The sequence below is a fragment of the Rhodococcus zopfii NBRC 100606 = JCM 9919 genome, assembly GCF_001895025.1.
GTDB lineage: Bacteria > Actinomycetota > Actinomycetes > Mycobacteriales > Mycobacteriaceae > Rhodococcus > Rhodococcus zopfii.
The window spans coordinates 83,778-104,234 of the sequence record NZ_BCXI01000017.1; the positions used below are offsets into that span (position 1 = coordinate 83,778).

General features: G+C 66.0%; 19 protein-coding genes and 1 pseudogene. 10 read left to right on the top strand and 10 right to left on the bottom strand.

Features of this window, described 5'->3' with window-relative positions:
• The first annotated feature begins 13 nt into the window (after window positions 1-13).
• Complete coding sequence (locus RZ1_RS13100; RefSeq protein ID WP_072812452.1) at window positions 14-589, top strand: TerD family protein; 576 nt, start codon at window positions 14-16, stop codon at window positions 587-589.
• A 111-nt stretch (window positions 590-700) separates the two neighbouring features.
• Window positions 701-1,813 carry a DUF475 domain-containing protein gene (locus tag RZ1_RS13105; RefSeq protein ID WP_072812454.1) on the top strand — a complete coding sequence of 371 codons (1,113 nt, stop codon included), beginning with the start codon at window positions 701-703 and terminating at the stop codon, window positions 1,811-1,813.
• A 170-nt stretch (window positions 1,814-1,983) separates the two neighbouring features.
• Here RZ1_RS13105 and RZ1_RS13110 read toward each other — a convergent pair whose 3' ends face one another.
• From RZ1_RS13110 to RZ1_RS13120, 5 genes are all read right to left on the bottom strand, one after another.
• On the bottom strand, window positions 1,984-3,123 hold the full coding sequence (locus tag RZ1_RS13110; RefSeq protein ID WP_072812456.1) for a TerD family protein: 1,140 nt from the start codon (window positions 3,121-3,123) through the stop codon (window positions 1,984-1,986).
• Between the two features lie 578 nt (window positions 3,124-3,701).
• Window positions 3,702-4,121: a hypothetical protein gene (locus RZ1_RS30010; RefSeq protein ID WP_139281832.1), complete on the bottom strand. Its 420-nt coding sequence runs from the start codon at window positions 4,119-4,121 to the stop codon at window positions 3,702-3,704.
• A gap of 1,039 nt (window positions 4,122-5,160) precedes the next feature.
• A complete protein-coding gene (locus RZ1_RS31310) occupies window positions 5,161-5,475 on the bottom strand; it encodes a hypothetical protein (protein WP_238071898.1) in 315 nt (104 codons plus the stop codon).
• Window positions 5,466-5,981, bottom strand: a complete 516-nt coding sequence (locus RZ1_RS31315; RefSeq protein WP_238071897.1) for a hypothetical protein — start codon at window positions 5,979-5,981, stop codon at window positions 5,466-5,468. The genes RZ1_RS31310 and RZ1_RS31315 overlap by 10 nt, the downstream gene beginning before the upstream one ends.
• A complete protein-coding gene (locus tag RZ1_RS13120; RefSeq protein ID WP_445009301.1) occupies window positions 5,978-6,685 on the bottom strand; it encodes a site-specific integrase in 708 nt (235 codons plus the stop codon). The genes RZ1_RS31315 and RZ1_RS13120 overlap by 4 nt, the downstream gene beginning before the upstream one ends.
• A gap of 876 nt (window positions 6,686-7,561) precedes the next feature.
• On the opposite strand from RZ1_RS13120, the gene RZ1_RS13125 reads away from it, so the two are divergent.
• The 3 genes and pseudogenes from RZ1_RS13125 to RZ1_RS30855 all read left to right on the top strand — a co-directional run bounded on the left by RZ1_RS13125 (window position 7,562) and on the right by RZ1_RS30855 (window position 10,886).
• Window positions 7,562-9,370, top strand: a complete 1,809-nt coding sequence (locus tag RZ1_RS13125; protein ID WP_072812458.1) for a hypothetical protein — start codon at window positions 7,562-7,564, stop codon at window positions 9,368-9,370.
• A gap of 711 nt (window positions 9,371-10,081) precedes the next feature.
• A pseudogene (locus RZ1_RS13130) lies at window positions 10,082-10,540 on the top strand (ATP-binding protein); the annotation flags it as partial.
• Between the two features lie 124 nt (window positions 10,541-10,664).
• A complete protein-coding gene (locus RZ1_RS30855) occupies window positions 10,665-10,886 on the top strand; it encodes a hypothetical protein (protein ID WP_174565205.1) in 222 nt (73 codons plus the stop codon).
• Between the two features lie 443 nt (window positions 10,887-11,329).
• Here the strand turns inward: RZ1_RS30855 and RZ1_RS13140 are convergent, their stop codons facing one another.
• Both RZ1_RS13140 and RZ1_RS13145 read right to left on the bottom strand, forming a co-directional pair.
• A complete protein-coding gene (locus RZ1_RS13140) occupies window positions 11,330-12,466 on the bottom strand; it encodes a hypothetical protein (protein WP_139281833.1) in 1,137 nt (378 codons plus the stop codon).
• 203 nt (window positions 12,467-12,669) lie between these two features.
• Window positions 12,670-13,161: a hypothetical protein gene (locus RZ1_RS13145; RefSeq protein ID WP_072812463.1), complete on the bottom strand. Its 492-nt coding sequence runs from the start codon at window positions 13,159-13,161 to the stop codon at window positions 12,670-12,672.
• Between the two features lie 544 nt (window positions 13,162-13,705).
• On the opposite strand from RZ1_RS13145, the gene RZ1_RS13150 reads away from it, so the two are divergent.
• The 4 genes from RZ1_RS13150 to RZ1_RS30525 all read left to right on the top strand — a co-directional run bounded on the left by RZ1_RS13150 (window position 13,706) and on the right by RZ1_RS30525 (window position 16,019).
• Window positions 13,706-13,885 carry a hypothetical protein gene (locus tag RZ1_RS13150; protein WP_029540249.1) on the top strand — a complete coding sequence of 60 codons (180 nt, stop codon included), beginning with the start codon at window positions 13,706-13,708 and terminating at the stop codon, window positions 13,883-13,885.
• A 45-nt stretch (window positions 13,886-13,930) separates the two neighbouring features.
• The gene (locus RZ1_RS31320) at window positions 13,931-14,065 is read left to right on the top strand and encodes a DUF294 nucleotidyltransferase-like/CBS domain-containing protein (RefSeq protein WP_238072231.1); all 135 of its coding nucleotides are present in this window, start codon (window positions 13,931-13,933) and stop codon (window positions 14,063-14,065) included.
• Window positions 14,066-14,395: 330 nt separating this feature from the next.
• Entirely contained in the window at window positions 14,396-15,103 is a 708-nt protein-coding gene (locus RZ1_RS31325) for a hypothetical protein (RefSeq protein WP_238072232.1), read from the top strand.
• 1 nt (window position 15,104) lies between these two features.
• Window positions 15,105-16,019: a hypothetical protein gene (locus RZ1_RS30525; protein WP_169917943.1), complete on the top strand. Its 915-nt coding sequence runs from the start codon at window positions 15,105-15,107 to the stop codon at window positions 16,017-16,019.
• A gap of 307 nt (window positions 16,020-16,326) precedes the next feature.
• On the opposite strand, the gene RZ1_RS31330 is transcribed toward RZ1_RS30525, so the two are convergent.
• The 3 genes from RZ1_RS31330 to RZ1_RS13175 form a co-directional block, all read right to left on the bottom strand.
• Window positions 16,327-16,935, bottom strand: a complete 609-nt coding sequence (locus RZ1_RS31330; protein ID WP_238072308.1) for a hypothetical protein — start codon at window positions 16,933-16,935, stop codon at window positions 16,327-16,329.
• A gap of 339 nt (window positions 16,936-17,274) precedes the next feature.
• Entirely contained in the window at window positions 17,275-18,843 is a 1,569-nt protein-coding gene (locus tag RZ1_RS13170; RefSeq protein ID WP_072812466.1) for a DUF4236 domain-containing protein, read from the bottom strand.
• A 156-nt stretch (window positions 18,844-18,999) separates the two neighbouring features.
• Window positions 19,000-19,302 (bottom strand): nucleoside triphosphate pyrophosphohydrolase, encoded by a 303-nt coding sequence (locus RZ1_RS13175; RefSeq protein ID WP_072812468.1) that lies wholly within the window; start codon window positions 19,300-19,302, stop codon window positions 19,000-19,002.
• A 31-nt stretch (window positions 19,303-19,333) separates the two neighbouring features.
• Between RZ1_RS13175 and RZ1_RS13180 the strand changes: the two genes are divergently transcribed.
• Window positions 19,334-20,347, top strand: coding sequence for an HNH endonuclease (locus RZ1_RS13180; protein WP_072812469.1), 1,014 nt, complete (start codon window positions 19,334-19,336; stop codon window positions 20,345-20,347).
• Window positions 20,348-20,457: the final 110 nt, after the last annotated feature.

Sequence of the window (20,457 nt, forward strand, 5' to 3'; positions counted from 1 at the left end):
AGGAGTCCATTTCATGGGTGTTACTCTCGCCAAGGGTGGCAATGTGTCGCTGTCCAAGCAGGCAGCCAATCTGACTGCGATCACCGTCGGTCTGGGCTGGGACCAGCGCACCACCACCGGGGCCGATTACGATCTCGACGCCTCCGCGCTGCTGACCGGCTCGGATCGCAAAGTGTTGTCCGACCGGCACTTCGTGTTCTACAACCAGCTCAAGTCCCCCGACGGTGCCGTCGAGCACACCGGCGACAACCTCACCGGTGAAGGTGACGGCGACGACGAGTCGATCAACGTCGACCTGATCGCCCTCGACCCGAAGGTGACGAACATCTTCTTTCCGGTGTCGATCCACGACGCGGTCCAGCGGGGCCAGTCGTTCGGTCAGGTGATCAACGCCTTCATCCGTATCGTCGACCGCAACACCGGCATCGAGCTGGCCCGCTACGACCTGACCGAGGAAGCCTCCACCGAGACCGCCATGATTTTCGGCGAGGTCTACCGCAGCGGCGCCGAATGGAAGTTCCGCGCCGTCGGACAGGGCTACGCCTCCGGGCTCGAAGGCATCGCCCGCGACTACGGCGTCAACATCTGACCGACGCGACCGTTTCCTTCGGTCGTCCCGCCGCCGCACCGGCGCACTGAGCATCGACGCTCGGCCCAGTGCGGGGCGGGACGACCGCCTCAGACAGAAAGGCCACGTTCTGTGGTTCTGCGCATTTTCGGCGTCTCGTTCGCCGTCACGGTCGTCTCCCTGGTGGTGGCGTTCCTCTACGGCGGGCCGCAGGCGCTGCTGCTCGCCACCATCCTCGGCATCCTCGAGGTCTCGCTCTCCTTCGACAACGCCGTCATCAACGCCACCGTGCTCCGGCGGATGAGCGAGTTCTGGCAGAAGATCTTCCTCACCGTCGGCATCCTGATCGCCGTGTTCGGCATGCGGCTGGTCTTCCCGCTGGTCATCGTCTGGCTCGCCTCCGGTCTCGGCCCGGTCGCCGCCCTCGATCTGGCGCTGAACCCGCCGCCGGACGGTGCCGCGTACTTCCCCGACGGCTCCCCGAGTTACGAAACGCTCATCACCGCCGCGCATCCGCAGATCGCCGCGTTCGGCGGCATGTTCTTGCTCATGCTCTTCCTCGGATTCGTCCTCGAGGAAAAGGAGATCACCTGGCTGTCGTGGCTCGAGCGTCCCCTCGAACGGATCGGCAAGCTCGACCAGCTCGAAGTGGTCATCGCCACCGCCCTGCTGGTGCTCACCGCGGTGTACATCGCCCCGGACGATCAGACCTCCACCGTCATGATCGCCGGCGCCTTGGGCATGATCACCTACATCGCCGTCAACGGACTCGGGGAGCTGTTCAACGTCGAACACGACGACGCGCAGGCCGGTCGCTCCGGTCCGACCGAGCTGGCCAAGGCCACCGGCAAGGCCGGGTTCTTCCTGTTCCTCTACCTCGAGGTGCTCGACGCGTCGTTCTCCTTCGACGGCGTCATCGGCGCGTTCGCCATCACCGCAGACCCGATCATCATCGCCCTGGGCCTGGGCTTCATCGGCGCGATGTTCGTGCGCTCCCTGACGGTGTACTTGGTCCGGCAGGGCACCCTGTCCGAGTACGTGTACCTCGAACACGGCGCCCACTGGGCCATCGGTGCCCTCGCCTTGATCCTGCTGTACTCGATCGGCACCCACGTCTCCGAGATCGTCACCGGCCTGGTCGGGGTCGTCCTCATCGTGGCCGCCCTGGTCTCGAGCATCGCCCGTAAGCGCCGCAATCCCGACGACGATGTCGATACCGCCGATCGGGTCTCGGTGTCCGTGTAACCCCGTCACCGTTCACGCCGCGGCCTCCCTCTGGGGTCGTGACAGCGGTAAATGTGGTGATGCCGCCGGGCTCGGTCCGATGCGGGCCCTGCGGCATCACTGGAGGGTCGCTGGGCAAGCCGGCCGTTTCGCTGGCTTGCCCACCAGCCCTCAAGCGATGCCAACGGGCGTCACTTGTAGAGATTCAGCGGTCCCGCATCCATCGTCAGTTGGCCGCGGTGGTCGAGTAGCGGACGGTATTCGGAGTTCGGTCGACTGTAAAGTTCGACAGCATCGATTTCGACGCCGTGAGCTCTGTTCCACACGATCGCCGGTACACAGGTGTAGATGTTGTCGTGCCGCTGCGCGTGCCGCGCATCGACGGTGACGACATCGCCGGCGCCGTTGTCCACGGCGAGAGACACCTTGTAGCGATGGAACGAGCCGGTTCCGTTCGACTGGGCCGAGTACGCCACCGGAACAACGCACACGATGTCGTCGTTGAGCCGGATCTCGACCTTCTCCACGGCGCGGCCGCGTCGGCCGGCGTCCCGGCCGATGTCACCACAGTGCCGGACTGCGCCTGCGGCGACGACCGGAGTGAAGTAAGGATTGTCCGCGGTGCCGAACTGCGCGGCAGTCTCGACGTGGCCGTCCCGGAACAACACAAGGGCGTACACGTCGTAGTCGGTTTCGGAATTCCACGAAACCGTGGCGGTAATTGCTGCGGTCTTGGCCATCGATACACGCTGGCCCTTGTCGAGATTGATCTTGCCTTTCGCCAAGTTCACCTGCGTCGGGGGAGCCGCGGCCGGAGCCGGGACAGCGGGGGCGTCGTCGACGGTGACGCCGTGCTCGGTGACCAACGCCGCCAGACCGCCCTCCCAGCCGGCCGAGACATTGCGGACCTTCCAGCGCCCGTTGTACCGGTAAACCTCGAGCAAGACCGCCGAGCGTTCCGTGGTCAAGCCCACCGCCGGCGCCGTCACCACCGCACCGGTGGCCTGACTGGCCGTCACCGCCAGCGACGGAACCGACGACAGCGGACCGGGAACCGACCCGTCGACGGCGACCGCGACCACGATCCTCGCCACCGCCGCCGGTACGGCGTGCAGATCTACCCGTACCTGACCCGAGGACACCAGCATGACTGCGCCCTCGGGGGACCGCGGGTTGTTGAAAAAGACCAGGTCGTCATCGCTACGGACCTTGCGATTGTCACCGAGCTGGAAAACGAACAAGTCAACACTGCCCGGCGCGGTGCCGGTGACGGCAAGGGTCGTGGCCGCAGTGTCGATGCCAATGTTGGCACCACGCGTCAAGGTGGTCACAGCGCAGTCATTCCTCTCGGGATTGCGGTTCGGAGGGACGATCAGTGCCGCCGACAAGTCATGACGGAACTGATCAAGGCGACCTGTTTCGGCGAGGCCGATGTCGGGCCACCGACAGGATGCCCATCCTCTGGAGGACCCTTCGATCCTCGAAAACGGTCGTGGTATCGAACTATTCGTACACGACGCAGTCACTACCCTCACGAACTGCATCCCAAGCTGGCCATCGGTGGTACTTCGAAAGGATCCCTAGGGGTATTCGCACCCGGATCCGATTGCCCGAGCAAACGCAACGGGTAGGTACGAAATTGCGCTGGTCCACGGCTTATGACCGTCGATGGTCCGCGTGTGGCTCCGAAGTGCAGGGAAAAGCAGGAGAAGGCCAGCTAGTGTCCTTCTGGGGCTGTTGGATGTGGTGCTCCCACGCAGACAGGTGCCTCGATCAGATTCGCCAATGCGACCATGGAGGGACGATGTGGTAGCCACGCCCGTCCGGCGGAGAAGAGCCTAGCGCCGATCGGTATGCAAGCGCTCAGCAAAACCCTCTACACCAAGCCCGCGCAAGGACTTATTTCCGCCTATCTAAATTCATTTATGACGGCTTTTCCTACATATGTGACAGTTCCAAGAATTGGCGGTAGCCACCATATGGCGATACCGAACATTTCCCCTGCCCCATAGTCCAGCTGACTCCACGGAATATTCCAAAAGAAGATAATTACACCGACAATGAATCCAGTCACGAAAGCGGTCCAGGCGGAGCGCCCCAAGATAAAATCCGATGCTACTGTCACTGCAAAGGCCATCAACAAAGACAAAGCGGTGGCGAGGTACAGCCCATCCGGGAGATACGTCTCGCCTGTTGCATGGTTACGGCCCGTGGGCCTATCGCCAACATTGACGAACAGCCACAACAACGCACAGGTGGCCAGACCGAGCAGAAGTAACCCCACCGCACGAGATGCGATATCCCCCGGCCGCGTCTGAGATGTCGTCATCGGGATCCTCTCGTAGATCTGCTCAGGACGCAGGAAGCATAGAGGATTTCACAGGAGCCGGTCTTCTCGCCGCGACATTGCATGGAATGCTGCCGTCGTGCGCTGTACCCGGCCGAAGCTGACATCTGGCCGCTGACCCCATCGATGTCCAGCTCGCCGGGGCGCTGCATACGGTTCTTACGCATCGGCAGAGCTGACCGGGGACCGAGCAGCGTCACCGATGGGGTTTCTCCCACGGTCGTTATGAGTGGACTTCCCGACGACGGTGAGCTCGGAGCAGTCCACCTTCGCGCTGGCATCAATGTAGAAGGAGCCTGCGAACTGTTCAGCCAGACCACCTCGAAGCACTGGCGCCAGGTCAGATTATCGACCAAACAGATGAAATTTCTCACGAGAGCAGATGTTTCCCTTCGTCAGGAAATACGGTCCACTACGAGCAACTCACTAGAAAGGATTTACACAATGAAGACAATGAAGCGGATCCGACAAGGTGTCGCCTCCATGGCCCTATGCGCTGCTGTCATAGGGGCTCCGCTAGCGCTGGCTCCCGCTGCGAACGCGGTGACAGGCTGCAACTTCTGGGCAGGAACCGACAACCGAGCCTACGCACAATGCTCGGGCGGCTCGGGATACGTCCGAGCCGGAGCGCGATGCAAGACTTGGTATGGGGGGCAAGTCACCGCTTACGGTGCTTGGGTGCGAGCAGGACAAGTCTCCGTCGCCAATTGCGGATGGCCCGGCTTTGTATGGGGGGCTCACGGACCCATCGTCTGGTTCGAGACGAAATCGTAAGTAGAATCCAGCGGCGGTAGCGACCGACCAACGGAGCGGAATAGCCGCTTCTGGAGCTCTTAGATTCACGACGGTTTATCCAGGCCAGCTGGCGAAGATGCCAAATTGCGTTCCCGGCACAGTGTCAGCTTGGTTTTCGACCTCGTCGAAGACACTAGCGATGTCGCCCAGTTGCTTCCGGGCGGCGACGCCGCGCTCGTAGTAATCGGGATCCAGTGTGACGTCCTGAGTAATCAACTCGTCCCGCCTATCCAGATCCGGCTGTGGTGCTCGGATCGGCAACGGGCGGTGCACAGGCCCTGGGGCCGATCAGGTGTGCTCGCACCACGGAGGCGACGGACTGGGAGGTCATGGTGAGCGGCATCAGCGGGGTGTGGCCCCAGCGGTCGATCGGCAACGGCCACGTCTGGCACCAATCGGGAACATCTGCCGTGACCGGTTCGAACAGATGCTGAGCGAGCAGTCGAGTGTTGGAATGCTCGTCCAGAAAAGACTGGATCTCGGCCCAGTCCCGGTACACCGCCACCACATCGACACCAGCGACCACACTCGTCAGCTCCACACGGTGGCCGTCACCGGTGCCGACGTGCACCGTGTCGTCGGTGCAGACGATGTCCCACGTCGCGGCCGTCTGATCTGGACGAATCCGAGCCCAGCGGTAGCCAGCACCAACAGCAACCGCTCACGGCGACCGAACAGGCCCTGCGGCCACGCGGTGATGGGGATCCCCGGTATCCGCGAGGCCACAATGTCGGCAATCTGAGTCAGTCGGTCGCGGCGTGCGGCATCGAGCAGGTGCCGGACGAAGGCGCTGCGGCCCGGTGGGGGCAGGCCGGGGCGGGTGTGCAGGATGTTGATGACGGTGAGCCGCCGGCGCTGGGCGGCCACAGCGGCGGGGTTGACGCGGACGGCCTTTGCCGCGGTGAGCGGGTCGGCAGGCAGCACCTCGTAACCAAAGGCGGTGCACCAGTCGATGAACAGCGCCCATGGGTGCCGGTCCCGGGCCGGCAGTTCTTCGGCGGGGTCCATCGCGGCGGCCGCGGTGTCGCAGAGGTGTTCGCCGGTCACAATCTGAGGTTCGTCACGGCGTTGTTGATCAGGGGGCGTGTTCGCGGGCGTAGACCTTGAGCATCGCGGGAGTGGTGTGTTTGATATGCGGGTAATCCTGTGCGATCTCGATGACTCGGCGAGGATCTCGGGTAGGCCTGGGTGACGAACCCGGCGCGCGGCGAGTGCCCGCCGAGCCGGGCGACGAGTTCGGGGTCGTAGCCGGCACGCTGAGCGCGGCGGCGGATCGCCTGGTGCACCGCCCCCGACAACGGCGTGATCGAGAGGTTGCCGTCTTGCGGATCGCCCGCAGCAGCGGTGCGTTCGCGGCGGTGCGCGGGCGGGAGCCGCGGCAGAGGTGCGCGTCGAACAGCGGGGCGATGCCGAGCAGCCGGATCACCGCGGGCCGGTCGCCGGTGTCGAACGCGGCAACGACCTGCGCCCACGAGTTCGCTGCGGCGCAGCGCCCCGGCGTACCCGAGCAGCAGGATCGCGGTGTCGCGGCGTTCGAGGACCTCGTCCGCCCACCCGGCGACCTCGGCGCGGGCCTTGGCGACGATGGCGACGATGTCGGCGGTGAGCAGCGGGGCGCGTGGGGTACGGGAGCGTTCGCCGGCGGTGGCGTAGTCGCGGCGGATGCCGGCCACGGTGGCCCGCACCAGCTCGTGGCTGGTGGGGAGGGGTAGCCGGCGGTGCGGTGCTGGTGCGCGATCGCCGCCACCCACTTGGCCAGGGTCGACGGCGCGTACGCCCGCCGCCCCTCGGTGAGGGTGTCGGCGGCGACAGCCAGATACGCGGACCCCGTCGCCGGATGCGCCGGCAACGCGGGGTGGCCTTCGGCGCCGCACCAGCTGGTGAAGCGGCGCCAGGCGGCGGTGTAGGCGCGGCGGGTGCCGGCGGAACGCGCCGCGGTCACCGACGCCTCGATCCGGGTCCGCACCGGCTCGGCGAGCAGCGGCGCCGCGGCCGGTGCGGGGGTCAGAAGAGGCCACATCCCGGCATTGGGGCGGGTGTCGTCCTGGTCGAGAGTCTCGCCGGGCGCCCTACCGGGGGTGCTCCGACAGTTCGGCAGCGGAAAACGCGCTGAGGTGCGTTTTCGTGGGAGAGGGTGCGGGAAGGACGATTCTCGTCACCGACCGCGCGCTAACTGTGAGTGACAAACCCCAGGTCGCCTGGTATGGCCGATTTGGATGTTTTGCGAATTTGTCGAGATGCAGCGAAGATTGACAAGATTGCTCGCCTTGTTTAGCAAGCTCGTAGCAGCGAGCAACCGACTCTGACCTGGCCTGATTCGCTCCATCAGTCTGTCTCGGCGCCGGATACTTGCTGGATTTACTGCTGATTCCTTCGGGAGTTGGCGGTGGTCCTTATCCTCGTCTCCACGCAGCCGACGCATCAGACCCTCTGCGTCTCCCACGCCGTGAGCGGAGGTGTGGTCGGCCGCCTCCAACTCTCTCGCAGCCAACGTTCTTCATCGACGTGTGGCCGTAGACCGGGGTCGGCGAGCAGCTCGGGTGACCCGCCGCACGGTCCGACCGCCGCCCTGCCTGGCATGAAATATTTGTCTGGTGGCGAACAGGCGAACACGGAGGGCGCGCAGGTTGGGAATCGAGCTGGCTGGGCACCAGCAGACGAACACGGGCTACACCATTCCCATGCCGGACCTGACGGGCCTACCTCCGGAGGCCGGACCAGTACTTGACTTGATGCAGCAGAACCAGCCGATGGTCATCGTCGCAGGCACAGTGGGAATCACCGCACTGAGTGAGGACGAACGTCGAGCACTCCTCGCGGAGATTGACGTGGCGGATGCCCTCGCCCGGGCAGCAGACATCCAGGCGCAGTGGGACGTCGCGTCTACCACGCATTGGAACCTCAAGCCGTTGCATCTCGATTTGCTGCTACCCGCTTCGGATGACTGGATGCCAGCCGTGCGCGCGGAAGTCAACAAGGGAAACATCTTCGCTGCCCCGCAGGTGATGGTCCAGTTCATGCGTGAGCTCTTGGAGGCGGATTCGACGGCGTCAAGGAAGCTGGCCGCCGATGAGTTGGTCCGCTTGCTGATCTCTATCGCGACCGAACAGCAGTTGAACGCCGAGTTCAAGTCAGACACGCCAACCCCCGCCGAGTTCAGGGCGCTCGACGAGAAGTACAAGGCGATGACCCCCGAGGTCCTGCAGTCTGTATTGCACCAGGCCCTCCACGACCAGAGTGCGGCTGCGCTGTTCAATACGCCGCGCAAGATCGAATGCCTCAAGGCGGACGCATTCGACTTCTGGTACTCGCCGTGGGCCGCCAGGGTCCACGATTCTCTCGGGGCGGCTCCCGCAGAGACATTCAAGGATGCAACCGGGATCGCTATCGACGACTTCCTCCGTGCTGGCGTCGCTGTTGCCAAAGCGATCGGCGCCGGCCAAACGGTGGTCAGTCTCAACGACCTCACCGATGACGAGCGGATGCGCAGCTACATCGCCGAGAACATGGCGCTAGACCTCTCCGGATACCGCGAGCAACTCGCGGCCGACCGGGCGCGGGGGGACGTCAAGCTGCAGAGGTACACATTCACCCGGTACCCGTTCCTTGACCTCGGCGACGGTAACCTCCTGATCCTTCGCGCCAACTGGGCAACTGAACGATTCTTCGGTGATCCCGCTCAGCTCGATGTCATGGCAGCGTTCACTAGCGAAGGCGACAAGACGAGCGTGAAGCGATTCAACGAAGGGATCAAGTACCAGTTCGAGGACATTGTGGGAGGCACCCTCGCCCGCATCGCGACGCGAAGCGCAAGGGTCGACGCCCTGGTCGCGGAACCTGAGCTGGAAGCCCAATGGACTGAGAAGAAGGGGCAGAAGCCTTCGGTATGTGACTGGGTTCTACGCGCCGGACCGGTCGCGATCCTGGTGGACGCGACACACCATCCTCTGAACGCCAAGCTCGCTCAGGGCCTCGGCGACGGGGAGACCTACGACGCTGACGCGGACAAAATCCTGACCGACGGCAAGTTCAAGCAGTTCGCCTCGGTCATGCGGCTGGTTCGCCGACTCGGTTGGTCCGGCCAGCCGCAGCCGGACGCGATCTTCATCCCGTTCGTGGTGGTACCGAACTCGGGCACGCCGAGCTCGATGCTGACCGAACTCGACTACGGTCTGCGGGCGCAGCACGTCTTTGCAGAGTTCCAGGGACGCGTCGCGCGGCCCACGGTCCTGCGGCTTCAAGACCTCCAGCTTCTTGAAGGAATCGGTGACCACCTGCCCGGCGATGTAGTGACGTTCCTGTACGCGTGGCGCAAATTCCCCATGCCGCTGTCCATGCAAGAGTTTCTCGAAGTGCACGGGCAGCCTCGGCCGGTCTCAAAGCACATCCTCAGAATTGCAGCGGCCCTCGATCGCCGGCTCGGCGAGAACAGCTAGGAGCTCCCCATCGACCTTCGGCCAGCCAGTCGAAACGTGCGGAGATACAGCGTCGGAGGGATCAGCATACGGTGACGCGCCTATATTGACGGGCGCGGCCAACATGCCCGAGATCTGTCAAAGTGCGATGGCATGTCTTGTCAGTTTTCACTGCAACTCGACAGTATTTTCCATGGACGTGGAAGAAGGCGGCGACGTGCAGCAGAGGCCGCATAGGTGGGATTACCCACACACGATCGGGTGGGAACGGTGGTGATCGACACCGTTGGCGAGGAAGTACGTGGCCGCCAACTACGCGCCAAACCGGCTCCGCCCCCAGGGCGTACCTCGCGTCTATGACAAGGTCAAGCTAAGCGGAGTCGTCAACGTGTGACCGAGTGCGTCCAGCGGAGAACGGGGTGAGGATGGACGGCGAGCCAACCAAGTACGAGTCGGACCGCGGACAGGTAGAGGTGCGTCACGACGGTAGGGTTTTAGTGCTCATGTGGTTCGACAACGCAAGCACGTCGAGCAAGGGCGACTTGCGCGGTACCGAGATGGTTCGGTTCGATCCGGATGCACGTCTACTGCGAATCTTTCCAAAAATTGGCTCCAGCACAGGCTTAGATGAGCAGTTCGAGCAGGTCCGGGAACTGCAGATCGATACCGCAGTCTGGGGGTGGAATCCCCCCGCGACCATAGCCGAGAACGACAGAGGAGACTTGGAGCTCGTCGGCTTACCTCTACGGGCCCGTTGGCGTCGGCAAAACCCATGTGGCACAAGCGCTTGGCCATCATGTCGCCCGCCGTGGTGGGGACGTGCGGTTCGTCAAGTGCTCCCGCATGCTTGCCGATCTCGCCGGTGGCCATGCAGACCGCACGATCGGTCAGCGGATGCGCGAATACACCCGGCCGCTGGTGTTGATCATCGATGATTTCGCGATGCGTGAGCACACCACCACCCAGTCCGACGACCTCTACGATCTGGTCTCGGACCGGGCGATCGCCGGCAAACCGCTGATTCTGACGAGCAACCGCGCCCCGAAGGACTGGTATCCACTGTTCCCGAACCCGGTCGTCGCCGAGTCCCTCCTCGACCGGCTCATCAACACCAGCCATCAAACCCTGATGGACGGACCGTCCTACCGACCCCGAAAACGACCCGGCAACCGGGCCGCCAACGCAACCTGATCCGCATGCCCGCCGCTCGGGTTACCCTCGACTCAGCACGCCCGAGCATGGGGAATTACGTGAAGGAGACCCCTGGGGAATTGCGTGACGGTCGACACCGGGGTCGATAGATCGTGGTTGCCCAATGGACCGCCTGCCCGAGCTGCGCGTCGTCGATCTCGAAGACGGCATCGACATCTGGCGGCAGGGGATCGCACGGGCAGTACCCGTTGGCTGGACCGGCATACGTCGAGAGCACAGCGCCGCCCTGGACGACGAACACATCCGGGTAGATCTCGCAGGCCAAGCCTCGTCTATTGGTGAGGTGCGTGGCCTTGACCTCGTACATGTGCGTTCCTTCCGGTGAGCGCCGCGGGTTGCCCGGTGACCGTGTCTTCCGGACCCTAACCGTTGTGCGGGCCTTGGCTCCGCAACAACACATCCCAGTTGTCGGGCCGCGAAAGCCCGAACGCGGTTCGGTAACCGAACCGGTAATGACCGTGAGCCGAGATAGAGTCCGCTTGCCGATGACTCTCCGTCCGTGTCCGTCTCGGCTGGCGGGACGCACTCTGGGGACTGGTTGTCCCTGATCTCGTGCGATGCGCAATCGAATGCGGGGCAGGCGCAGGCATTTCCTGAGGACATCAGCCCGCACCGCGTCCCAACCCCAGTCCGGCCCGCTCATCTTTGTCGGCGAGATCGACCCGGACACGCCGATCGCTGATTGGCCTGGAAGCGGTGACGCCCTGGTGGATCGCATGACATCGGGGCGTGCCGCTGTGTCGGCATCCATTGTCTGCTGTCGCGGCGCTACTCGTAGAACGCGCTGCCGCCACGCCACTCGTTGTCGTCGTCGGTGGGGCTGCCGAGAAACTCCTCCGGGTCCTGGCCGTAGGACGCCGTGCCCCACTCCAGGCGGGAGCGATGAGAAAAGCGCGGATCGTCGAGGCGCGCCGGGCTCCCGTAGGGGGTGCGGGTCGTCCACCGCCCGGGCTGGACGTCCCGGTCGGTGGCCCGAGTCGTGTTGCGCGAGTTCCGTCGGCTCTTGGTCCGCTTCCGCTTCGTCTTCTCGCCGAAACCACTCAGCGGAGGCAGCGGAAGTTTCCGTCGTTCGTGGTCGGGTATCGAGCCCAGGACTGCCCGCAACATGCTCGCCAAGCCTTCCCCGCATGCCCGGCAGGGAGTCAACCGGCTGTAGTGGGCTTCCTCAGCCGTGCACCAGTAGTGGATCGGTTTCGACGAACGGCAATTGGGAAGCGTGTGGACGCGGCCGGCACCGGTCTCGACGAACACCCGCCGGGTGAGAAGGTGCGCGGCAGCGCGCCGTCGAGAGGTGGTCGGACCGTCACCGGAGCGCACAGGACCGCCGGGCTGCCGCGGTGCCTGGCGCGTTCGAGCCTGCCCCGAGGTCCGCGCTACGGGAGCGGCGGAGCGGCTGCTCGAAGACGACGTCGAGTTCCTGCCACCGCGCCGTGGCCCGGTTGCTGCGTCGTTCGCAGAGACTGTTCCGGGCGCGGGGGTCGCCGCCGATGCCGCCGCGGGGGTCCGCGGCGTGACGGTCGTGGCAGATCCGGCCGGCGGCGGGCAGATTCGCTCGGGCGAGCCGGTGATGGCATCGGCGAGAGCATGGTCGAATCGGCTGTGATAGCCGTGTCCGAACTCGTTGTAGCTGTCACCGAGGTTGTGGAACGCCTGCGCGATGGCGACGCATTCGGCCCGGCTGTCGCGGGTGGCGATATGCGAGGCGAACAGTTCGGGCACCCGCGCTCCGCTGTCGGTGTCCATCGGATAGATGCGCAACTCCCAACGCCCACTGGCGGCATGTTTGACCGCATACCGGTAGCTGACGGTGTCGGCGCTGCTCACCCCGGACGACGCGACCTTCGTGGTGAACCTGAGCGAGGTGGCCGGATCATGCTGTGGAACTGTTCGCTCTCGACGCGCCATCGGTAGTCCTTCCTGGACTGTCGGGAGGGCGGCCCACCTCGGCCACCGATCCCGGCTACTGGAGAGAACTTCTTCATTCAAGCACCGCGAGTGTGTCGTAGACCACTGACGAAACCGGGATTCCCCTGCCGGTGCCGACGCCGACAATGTGGTCGTGCAGCGAGATGGGGCGGGGACTCCGCGTCCAGTCGCGACCGGCCGATCTATTCGTAGGTGTGCCCGGTCCGGCTGGGTGATTCGTTGCCGTAGAGGACGCTGACGATCGCTCTGGCCAGCTCGACCCATGCCTGCGGTTCGTGCAAAGCTTCTTCTGGGTCCTCGTCGTCGTCGCCCGGCGCGCCACCGGGAATGTGCGCCCACCCATCGATGCCGACTTCGGGCCAGGTGTAGGCCAGGAGCAGATCGGTTCCGTTGCGCCAGCAGGCCCAGCCGTAGGCGGGGGCGCTCGAGCCGGCAGAGAGGTCACCTTCGTGTTCGGAAATGTCTTGGGACCAGGTGACCCATGAACCGCCGTCCCAGGCGAAGGTGATGTCCTGTGCGCAGAAGCCGTCACCGGTGTCGAACATGAAGGTGAACCTGAGCTCACCCGACGCGATTTCGTCCGGGAGACCGAGTGTGGCAAAGCGTTCGTCGCCCGCGTCGGCGATGGCTTCCTCGAGTGCAACCGTGCGCCCACTGGCGGCTCTTTTCGGCATCTCGACCTCCGGGCGTGTGGATCCTTCGGCCCAAGGTATCGATGACTGTGGTATGTCGCTGCCGAAACCCGCTTTCCGGACCAGATCAGGCCCGTGACTCCACCCTCCCCGTTCCGAATCTCGGGGCTGCACGGGCAGGCGTTTCACGTGCCTGGAGTCAAGTCAGCCTCATGGGCGTCGACTCCCGCGTACCCGTTCACCTCGGCACGCGATGCATGAGCTGGCGAAACGGTGCTTGTACTGCCCCCACTCGACCAGCTCGACACGGAATCCACGTCCACCACAGGTTCGGTTGCTTCCGGATGCACGCCGGCAATTGCCGCGGCCCCGCCCTCAATCACGTCGGGGACCCGGTCGGACCGTGCACCGTGGCGAAGCACAACCAGCTGCCCACCGCGCAGTAAATGGAGCAACTGCCGGGCGGGTCACGATGGGGGAGGGACGCATCGAGTTCCCGCGACCCTGCCCGTGAGTTTCTCGATTTGTGGACCGAAATCGAAGGCACCTGCGGAACAAGTACGCGTTGCCCGCACACGTTCGGACCATGGGTGAGATCCTCGCCGCAACCCGTGGTCGGGACGCACTCGTCCGTCGCTACGAACCGGTCCTCGCCGCGTTCCGGGAGCTGCGCAACGCGATCGTCCACTACCCATACCGCGGCGATGTTCCCATCGCCACACCCCGGCCGGACACCGTCGACCGACTGCGCCGCATCCACCACTGACTGCTCCATCCCGTCCAGATCGGACAGTGTCTCTGAGCTCCGGCGGTGATCACAGCCGCCCCGGGCCAGCCGCTACACGACGCACTGCACCAAATTGGCGAGCACAGCTTCTCCCAGCTGCCCGCCTACGAGGACGGCAGCTACCTCGGCCTGTTGACCACCAACGCCGTTGCCCGGTGACGGCCGACCACGCCAGCCAGCTTGTTGACGACCGGAACGACGCGCGGGTGGTGGCGTAGGCCGAGGGTTCACACCGCGTCGAGGACGCACGGGGTGAGTCCGCCCGGCGGTGCAGGCACCACTTCACCCGGGCTTCGGGCGGTGACGCGTGACAGACGAGCACGCTCGCATCGAAGACGGTCGGTAACGAATGGGACCCGGGGAGCGCTGACAACGGGGAACGCACGTATTTTCTCCGGGGAGCGCGTGCTCGAGGGCCGGGCCGGCAGGGCGTCCGGTGAGTCGACCTGCCGGCGCGGGTCGGGGTAGAAGAAGGGGCCATCAGAGGATATGACTCAGCCACCGCAGTGGGGGCCCGAGCCAGGCGAGCACAACTACCGATGGCCCCCGCCCGAGGATCAGCCGACCGCCCAGTACCCGCGCATCGACGATGCCCGCGACGGATACATGCCGCCGCAACAGCCCCAGCCGATCCCGCAGCCCCATCAGCCTGGGCAGATCCCGCCGCCCGGCTATGCGCAACAACCGGCCTACGGGCCGCCGCCCAGCTATCCGGCACCGCCGCCCAAGAACTCCAACGCGGCCGTGTGGATCGTCGTCGCGGTGCTCGCCGTCATCGTGCTCGGTCTGGTCGGCTACCTGTGGTTATGGCCGCAGATCGTCAACGACAGCAGGGCGTCCGGGCCCTCAACCTCGACGTCGACCGTGGTCGTGCCGGCACCCGGCGGCCCGGCCCCGGCCCAGGGTGGCGCGGGCCCGGCACCGGCAACCGGGGAGAGCGTGCCGGCGTACTCCACGCCGTGTCCGAGTGTGTTCACGAGCCCGAGTTTCGGCACCTCGGCAGTGGGCAGCGGTGTCACCTCGTGCGAGTTCGCCGAGGAGGTGCGTTCTGCCTATCTGCGCCAGGGTGTGCGGGGCGGTGTCGTGTCGGTCGACGCCTACAGCCCGGTCACCGGCCGCACCTACACGATGACCTGTTCGGGCAACACGGTGGTCACCTGCACCGGCGGCAACGACGCCGTGGTGTATCTGTACTGACATGGCCGAGTTTCGGCGCTCGAACACGCGCACTCACCTGCTTGCGGTCGCCGTCGCGGCCGTGGTCACGACCGCCGTCGGCGCGTGCAGCCCACCACCGGGCAACGACGAACCGGATGTGATCGTCATCGAGACGATCACCGAGTCCGTCGGACCCGTTCCGGCTGTTCCCCCTGCGACCGCCGGTCCGGGCGTGGGGGTAGGGGTGGGCGGCGGTTTGGAGGAGTTCGATGCCTTCGCCCGGCAATTGCCCGCTCAGGTGGGTCTGGCGATCGTCCCGGTCGGCGGCGGGCAGGTAATCACCGGTGGCACCGTGATGACCGATGTCGCCTGGTCCACGATCAAGGTGCCCTTAGCCATCGCCGCGCTGACCGCCGATCCCGCCCAAGCCGGCAACGCCGCCGCCGCGATCACCGCCTCGGACAACGATGCCGCCCAGGCGATGTGGGACGACCTCGGTTCCGGAACGGCGGCCGCGGCCGCGGTACAGCGGGTGCTGGCCGAGTTCGGCGACCCCGGAACCATGGTCCAACCCCAGGTCACCCGCCCCGGATTCACCGCCTTCGGGCAGACGATCTGGCCGCTGACCGCCCAGGCACAGTTCGCGGCCTCGCTGCCCTGCCGTGGCGCCGCCGACGAGGTTCTGACGCTGATGGGGCAGGTCTCGCCGGATCAATCCTGGGGGCTGGGAGCGCTCCCCGGCGCCCGGTTCAAGGGCGGCTGGGGGCCGAACCCCTCCGGCGGCTACCTGGTCCGCCAGTTCGGGGTCGCCGATACCGCGGCCGGGCAGGTCGCCATCGCCGTGGCCGCGGTCCCGACCTCGGGCGTCTTCGAGGACGGCATCGCCGTCCTCGACCGCGTAGCCTCCTGGCTGGCGCCGCGCCTGGCCGCCCTCACCGTCGGCAGTACCTGCTGACCTCCGCCTCCGCGGCCGCATGCCGCGGGTGGTCGAGCCAGCTTCCGGAAAGGGAAATGGCCGGGTCGGATCCTCCGCTGGTGCGGCGAGATGTCCACGACCACAGCCCGGATGCGGGGAACGGCACCTCCGGAAGGTCGCGAGGTAGCTTCGACGGACTTCCCCGGTGGAGCCGGACGAATGTGCGTCACGGGGTTGGCGAAGCGAGGGGTGGACGGGTATGTATCCGGGTCGTGCGGGCGAGTCTTCGCGTTTCGGCGTTGCGCATCCTGCCGAGATTTCCGTGCCCCGATGTTTCCCGACACTTTCAATTGCACTGCGGTCCGGTGATGTACCCCTGTTCGCAGCCGTACTGGGTTTGGATGTCGCCGCTGGTGGGGGCTTCCCCGCACGCGAGACCGCAGCGTTCGTACCCCTGGACTACCCCGTCTCCGTTGCGATCTTCGTCGGCGTTGTACGGATACGACGTGGCATCGCCGCCGGTCTCCGCTTCGCTGGTTCCGGGGGCGGGCTGGGTGCATGCCGGGTCGGTCGACGACGAGGACCCATCGGTGTATACCGCCACGCCCGGGTAGTCGCAGTACCACAAGGTCGGTGGTTCCGGAGCGGCGTAGGTGTCGCAGGTGGCCTCGTAGCCGATGCTCCCGTCCGAATAGATGGCTGTGCCCGATTGGTACATCGGAAGATCGCCGCAGGAGAAGGTGACCGGCTCGGGTGCCGGCTCACCGGGCGGCGGCGGTGGGAGCGCGTCGGTGGTGGTGGTGGACGTCGTGGTGAGCGGGGTTGTCGAGGCCTCGGTGGTTACGGTGACAGTGGTGGTCGCCGGTGGCGGAGCGACCGCATCGTCGGTGCTGCAGCCGGTCACGCCGAAGGTACCGAGTGCAGCCACTGCGATCAGGGCGCTCTTGGTGTTCACGGGCAGTCTCCCTACAGGCCCGGCGGTCCCGTGGACGAATACGCGCGAGTGCGGTTTCGTGGTCCGATCCGGATGTTCTGCTTATCGCGCACCCCGCCGTGAGTGTTCCACTGTCTGTCGTCGCGATGCTTGTCCCACGGCACAAAGATCGACAGGAGCAAGCCGGAATCGGTGTCCGAAAGAGTTTCCCGACTTGCCACGTGCCGTGAGCATGAGCGCGGGCTGGAGTGGTCCCCGCGATCAAGAACGCTGGTCCACCGACGACTGCCCCCGCCCCGCGCCGATTCGCGCCATGAGGAAGCGCCGCGGATCGGCCTGAGACTGGGCTCGGGCACCGGATCAGGCGGACGGGAAGTGATCGGGCCGGAAGAGTATGTGCACGAGTTGACGGCCGGCGCCGTCGGTGGTCCACCACAGGCCCACGCAGGACGGGCTGTGAGCAAGTTGTGGCCAGCGGGTCAGGGCACCGTCCGCGACATATCCGAAGGTGACACCGTGCCGGGTGTCCTGTGCGACGTCAGCTGCCGGAGGTGCTCCGGCATCGATGGTGAACGCACTCACCCGGATCCGGCCGTTCACCGGTTGCAGCATCCCCAGACTGAGGCCCATGCCCTGACCGGTGGCGAGCATGGGCACACCGGTCTGTCGCGCCAGTGCCGACAGGTCCGGGCCGGGATAGTCCACCGGGACGGAGGTCACTGCCGGATCGCGGGCTTCGAGCGAGCTCAGCGGTCCGATGAGATCGCGCAGCCGGAAGGTCTGGACGGCCGGCTCGGGGTCCTCGGGCGGGTCGTCGACGGCCGGTGGTGCTGTCTCGGCTCCCTGCTGGAGGTGTCCGAGCAGGGCTCGCAGGTCCGGTTCGTCGTCGAGATCGAGGGGGATCAGTTCCTTGGTGCGCCCACCGGTGGCGACGCGCAGGTGCGTTCCCCGCTGCCAGATCTCTTCGGCACCGTCTGCGGCGTAGTTCGCGGTTTCGATCACCTGCCGGGAATGCACCCCGGCCAGCAGAAACTCGTAGCCGTGGGTCGGTGCGGGGCGGACAACGACGGAGCGGACCTGTATCACCGACGGGGCGACGGCGAAGATCTCCTTGAGGGTCACCACGACATGTCCGGCGAGCCAGCGGCGGTACAGCGCGTTGCGCGCGGATTTGGTGTAGGTGCGCACGGTCGGGTTGCCGGCGGGGGTGAGGTCCGGGTGCCGGGTGGGTGTCTGCTCGAACGGTGGGGCCCAGATGACCACCGAGACCTCGCCATGTTGGTAGTCGACGACCGCGGAGGGCTGTGCGTTGTCGGTGAGGGCGTCGTTGAGCACGTCCAGGACGGTGTCACGCTCCCCGGCCACGAGCCGGCTCCACTGCTGGTCCCACCAGGCTTGAGCTTGGGTCTGCCACCGCAGCAGGGACTGGTGTTGTTGCTCGGTTTCGAACTCGATCTGCTGGGCGGCCAGTCGTTTCGCCTCCGCCCGGGCGGACAGGGAGAACCGGGAACGGGTCTGCATCAGGTCCCGGTATCGCTGTTGCACCCCTCGGCGGCGGACCTGCATGGAGGGATAGGCGGGAGGGGGCACGGTGTGCCGCGCCGCCGGCGGGAAGTGCACCCGGTGCAGGTTGTCGATGCGCTCGACGTCGTCGCGGGCCGCCGCGAGGGCTTGTTCTTTGGCGCGGCGTCGCTCTTCTCGCTGCGCCTGTCGTTCGGCGGTCTGCGTCCACCCCGAGCCGGTCGTGTAGGTTCCGCCTCGGCCGCTGGTCAAGGAGGTGTAGCCGCTGATCGGTCCGAGGCCGCTGGAGACACCGACACCGCGTGTCCCGACGTGTACTCGGGCGATCCGCGGGCCGAGTCCGGCGCTCACCCCCCGCGAGGACACCCGCAGCCGCACCCCGGGTGCGAGCCGGAAACCGAAACCCATGTCGTTCCTCCCTCCGCCGCGACGCAGACTCATGCCGATGATCATCGATTACCCATGATGTCGGGGGATTCCGCGGTCCGCGCCTGCTCGGACTTCGGATGAACGTGGTCGGATCGCCTCGACGGAAAAGGAGGGTTCTGTGGCTGTCGTGGCTGGCTATTCGAGCCAGATCCGGTCCGTGAATCCGCCGCGCTCGCCGCGTTTTTCTTCCGCCTTGCGGCGGACGTCGTCGAGGGTGTAGCCGTGGCATGCCGCCACCGCGGTCAGGACCTCCAGGACGTCGGCGGCCTCTTCCAGCACGTGCTCGGGCGAACCGGACTCGCGCAGTTCCCGGGCCTCTTCGGCCAGTTTGTCGTGCAGCGCGCCTTCGTAGGCGTCCGCGTCGAGCTGTCGGGTGTCGGGAGTCCGGCCGCTGGCGCGGATGATCTCCGGTATCCGGTCGCGAACCAGCTTTCCCATCGGTGTCCCTTCCACGCGTGATACTGGCCGCATGTCGTTCTACAGCGTCGAGCCGACACCGCGCACATCGTGGCGTCAGGCCGTTCTGATGGGGGTCAATTCCCGCACGTACAAGTTCGCCCTCGGGACGGCGCTGCTCGAGCTGGCGAAACAGGGGCGCGATGCCGTGGCGCTTGGGGAGCTGGCCGAGCGATACGCCTGGGCGCTGCTCGCGCGGGAGGGCGGCTTTCCGCAGGCTCCGGCCGCCGTCGAGCTTCGCGACACCGATTTCCTGGCAATCCTGGAGCGGGAGCGGTCGGCGTCGTCGGCTGCGGGACGGCCCACGGAGGCACTGGTCGAGGCCGCGGTGAGGTCGATGCCCGGCATGGTGATGCAGAAGTTCCACAATCTGCGGGGGATCGGGGAGGTCGCGCACGCCTTCTACCGGGTGCAGGGCCGGGGGAGTAACGGGGTTGTGCGGCTGACGCCGGAGTTGCACCGCGTCGCTGCCGCCGACGATGTGCTCGGCCGTGAACTGGACTCGCGGTGGTCGATCGTCGAAGCGTCGTTCGATGCGGCAATCGGCCGTACCCTCATCGACCGGGGCGTGGAGATCGATGCCGAGGGAGCGGTGGTGGTGTCGCCGGCGCGGCGGGTGCCGCTGACCTCCGTGCGTGGTGCAATCGCCGGCTTCCAGCACGGTCGCTGCTTCTACTGTCATCAGGAGCTCGACCGGCTCGATGCGGACATCCACGTCGACCATGTCTTCCCGTTCTCCTGGATGAACACCGGCAGCTGGTGTGGGCCCGACCTCAACCACGTCTGGAATCTGGTCCTGGCGTGCGCACCGTGCAACCTGGCGAAGAGCAACCGGCTACCCACCGCCGAAGAAGTGGAGCGCTTGCTGGACCGCAACGACGCGATTGCAGGATCACCGCATCCGCTGCGGCGCACGTTGGAGATCACCATGGGAACCACCGGTCCGACCGCAGAGGCGCGCCGGCGGCAGCGGCGGGACTTCGTCGGCGCGGTATGGAACCACGTCACCGAGGGACTGATGAGGTGACGGCACCGCCATCGCCGGCTCGGTGATCTCCGGCCGACGCCGAAGCGAGGCAGGCGAGCAGGGTGATGCGGCCCCTGGACCTGGGGCGTCGTACCGCGCGACCGCCGAAC